Genomic DNA, 3,433 nt, shown 5'->3' on the forward strand with positions numbered 1-3,433 from the left:
TGTCTAAAATCACCGATACTTTCGGGCAGGGCGGGACCTATTTAGCGAGCAGGCGGCTGTACAGCGATTCGATCTGGTCTTGAAGAAGCCAGATCGCATTCTTCTCTGCCCACCGCGTCAAGAGTAGGATGTTTTCCGTCCGCAAGCTTTCCTCGCAATGACGAACGTCCCACAAAGTGTTTTCCAGCCAAAAGTTGCAGTCATTGCCACGTTCAGATTTGAACTCGGAGACTCGTCCCGTTATCTCCGTAACTAAAGCAGCCATTTTTTCGGACTTCTTATCCCGCGCGGCAGAACCGAGTGGAAAGGATAGGACCGTCAACTCTTCGTTTACCGGAAGGGAGGTCACCATGCGAAATCGACGCGGTTCAGCGAAGTGGCAGTCGCAGGCGAGGGACTTTTCCAGAATTGATGTCCCGACCTTGTTTTCCTTTTTGAGATTCGCTTTCTCTTTTTTGACCTTAGTCTCACGCTTGCAAAGGATGGACGGTGTCCAAAAGCTTTGGTGATCGTCGGTCTTAACCTGGACGAACTCGACTTCGTCTCCCGTGGCTCCTTCCCAGATTAACGTGATGTCGTCAGGGCCTTCGCACCAGACTGATTTGAGCTTGCTACCCTCGGTGAACATTTCAAGGCAGAATGCCGCGGAAGCATGATCTTGGAATGCAAATCCATTTCTCGCCCAAATCCCTCCTCCGGTCACAAGGGGACGCGCATGAATCGATGGTGGTGGCGCGGGGGCCACCGCTGGAGTGGGTACGGTTGCCAAAGTACAGGCCCAACAGGCTCTAATCGCTTGCACAAGGACGGATAATAATACCGACTTTAACGATTTGGGCAATTGTTCCGGCAATGGGGCGGCTGGGAGCAAGAAGAAAATCATTTTGCTCCCAGTTGTCTGGAGTCATCGCGAAAAAGCATCAATTGCAGATTGTTGTGCGGACATTTTGAACAATCGTAGATTCCAGGCAAGTTATATTGCTCGCCGGCAACCGCCAGTCATAATGACTGCCTGATTTGGTCAAGGCCAAACAGAGGAGATAGAGAATGGCTTGCCCAGGGTGGAACTCATGGCATGGTTTGAGACTCGCCTTGCTTTCATAGAGAAACAGGTGCCATAGTTTGCAAGCATTGTGGCATTTCATGTGGTTTTGCCATCCAAGTCCCTGTTGGCAGGCCACAATGCAACATGTCCGTCAATTCACCCGGACTCGGGTGTTTGGCGGGTGGATGGAAACATCGTTGGCGCGTCGATAAAGTGGTCAGGGTGGCCCTCGACGGGTCGGCTGATCAAAAATGGATGACGAATTACGGCCCGACCCGTCGACGCGGAACTCGCACACAACCACCTTCTCAAACTTCCTTTCTTGGTGCCCGATGTCGAATCCACGAACAATCACCCTTGGGCGAGGAAGTTACTTTGCCTCTCCTCCGACGGTTCTGGCCTACGGGGACAAGACGCGGATCAGCGTCGGCAAGTATTCCTCGATCGCGACGGGGATTCGCTTCATCATCGACGCCGATCATTACCCCAAACGGGTCACCACCGCCTGGCGGCCCGGGGATGTCTCGGGCACCAAAGGAGACATTCGGATTGGCAACGACGTGTGGATCGGGGCCTATGCCACCATCCTGTCCGGGGTGACGGTCGGGGACGGTGCGGTGATCGGGGCGGCGGCGGTGGTCGCCCGCGACGTTCCCCCCTATGCCATTGTCGTTGGCAATCCCGCGAGAGTAATCAAACATCGCTTCGACCCCGAAACGGTGTCCCGGTTGCTGGCGATCAAGTGGTGGGATTGGCCCGAGGAACGGGTGGCTGCGGAGGCCGGCCTGATCTGGTCCGAGCGTGTGGACGAGTTCGTCTCCCGTCATTCGCCCGTCACGGAGAATGATGCCCCGGAGCCGACAACGACAATGACGAGCGAGAGCGGCCCGCCATCCCCGGCCGATCCGCTGTCTTCGACAACTCCGGTGCTCGAAGAGGCCGGCGCCGGTTTCCAAACGACCGGCCGAAACCCGCCAGCCACGCCTCCTCGCGTGATGCTGGCATCATCTCGCTGTTATCACGACCCGGTCGAAGGGGAGCCCGCCCGCATCCTGATGGGCGCCCTCGCCGGACGAGGCTGGCGCTGCGGGGTGTTCACCGGCCCGGTCATGGGGGATCACTCCGGTGCGACGCTAGGCCAGTTGCTTCAGGGAAAGCCGGGGGTTCGGACCTCCCAAACAACGGCCGGAGGCCGGGGGTTCACGCTACACACGAACACCAGCCTCGCCGGCGGGCCGGTGACATTGTTCGATCCCGGCCCGACGACGGCCGGCCGGTCCTTCTCGCCTCCCGAAATGGCGGCCTTTCTGGAGGTGTTCGGAGGAATCACCGGCCGGTTCCGGCCGGAGGTGGTTATTCTTCACCATGGCGATCCCGCCGGTGATGGCCTGGCGGCGGCCGCTCGAAAGGCGGGGGCGAAGGTGGTGAAATGGCTGCCGGCCGGCAAGGACGTCGGTGTGGAGGAAAGCGAGGACCATGACACGTTAATTGTCACCCCGGAGTCCGGGCCGGACGTGTCGATGAGGGCCAATGGAATTCGCGTCGTCCCGCTTCCGCCACTTGCCTATCAGGCCACGGGTGACGCCGTGTCCCGATGGGAAAGCTTTCTGGCGGGTCTGGTTGTCCGAGGTTGAGGGATGAGCCGGAATGATTCAACCCCCTTGATTTCCCTCGCCGATCAGATCAGCCCGGACGTACTTGAGGATGCCAGTTCGGGCATTCAGGAAGCTCGCCCCGAACAACTCATGGCCGGGCAGCAAAGCGTCGATCCGTCGGCGGCCGGCCGGGGTGTGAAACTTCAGCAGCGCCACCCGGGCCGACCGGGCCCGGTCGCCGAGGGCCTCCAGAATATCAGCCTCGCAACCCCCGGCGTCGATTTTCAGGATATCCGCCTCGCCCAGTGTCAATTCATCCCATACGACCGCCGCGCTCCGAATCCGCGTCCGGACCTGCTCCCTCGGGTTCCGGAGCAAGTCCGGACGGACCGGGTTCTCGCCCGAACTGGCCGGATGCGGCAACAGATCAACGTCCGAGTCTTCCTTCCCGAGCCCGAACGGATGCGCGGTCACCCCCGGAAACGACCGCAGGTTCTCCCGCAGCAAGTCATGATCGGGAAGATGCGGCTCAAAACAGTGGACGATGGCCGCCGGATCATAAAAAAGCAGGCCATAGAGGGCGAACAAACCGTCGCCGGCCCCGACATCGACGATCAGGGGCCATGGCCTCAGGACGTTTGGGGGAAGCCCGCCATATTGCTGTTTCTCGAACAATTCACGCACCCGGACCGGCCCGTCGCCCGTCGTCCGCATCGTGTGCGCGGCCTTGCCGACTCGGATCACCACATCCCGGCCCGGCGCCGCGGGCCGCGTGCGGGACAGGCTGTCGGCC

3 protein-coding genes are annotated in these 3,433 nt (G+C 60.0%); 1 reads left to right on the forward strand and 2 read right to left on the reverse strand.

The genetic code is table 11. The features are described from left to right. Positions 1-37 precede the first annotated feature (37 nt). Positions 38-883 (reverse strand): dsDNA nuclease domain-containing protein, encoded by an 846-nt coding sequence (locus BGIM_RS0100350; RefSeq protein WP_084759604.1) that lies wholly within the window; start codon positions 881-883, stop codon positions 38-40. 494 nt (positions 884-1,377) lie between these two features. On the opposite strand from BGIM_RS0100350, the gene BGIM_RS68025 reads away from it, so the two are divergent. Further along, positions 1,378-2,679, forward strand: coding sequence for a CatB-related O-acetyltransferase (locus BGIM_RS68025; protein ID WP_052639600.1), 1,302 nt, complete (start codon positions 1,378-1,380; stop codon positions 2,677-2,679). 18 nt (positions 2,680-2,697) lie between these two features. Here the strand turns inward: BGIM_RS68025 and BGIM_RS0100360 are convergent. Beyond that, positions 2,698-3,433, reverse strand: a 736-nt coding sequence (locus tag BGIM_RS0100360; protein WP_020467868.1) for an FkbM family methyltransferase, incomplete at its 5' end; no start/stop codon positions are given.

It is taken from the genome of Zavarzinella formosa DSM 19928, from assembly GCF_000255705.1.
Classification (GTDB): Bacteria; Planctomycetota; Planctomycetia; order Gemmatales; family Gemmataceae; genus Zavarzinella; species Zavarzinella formosa.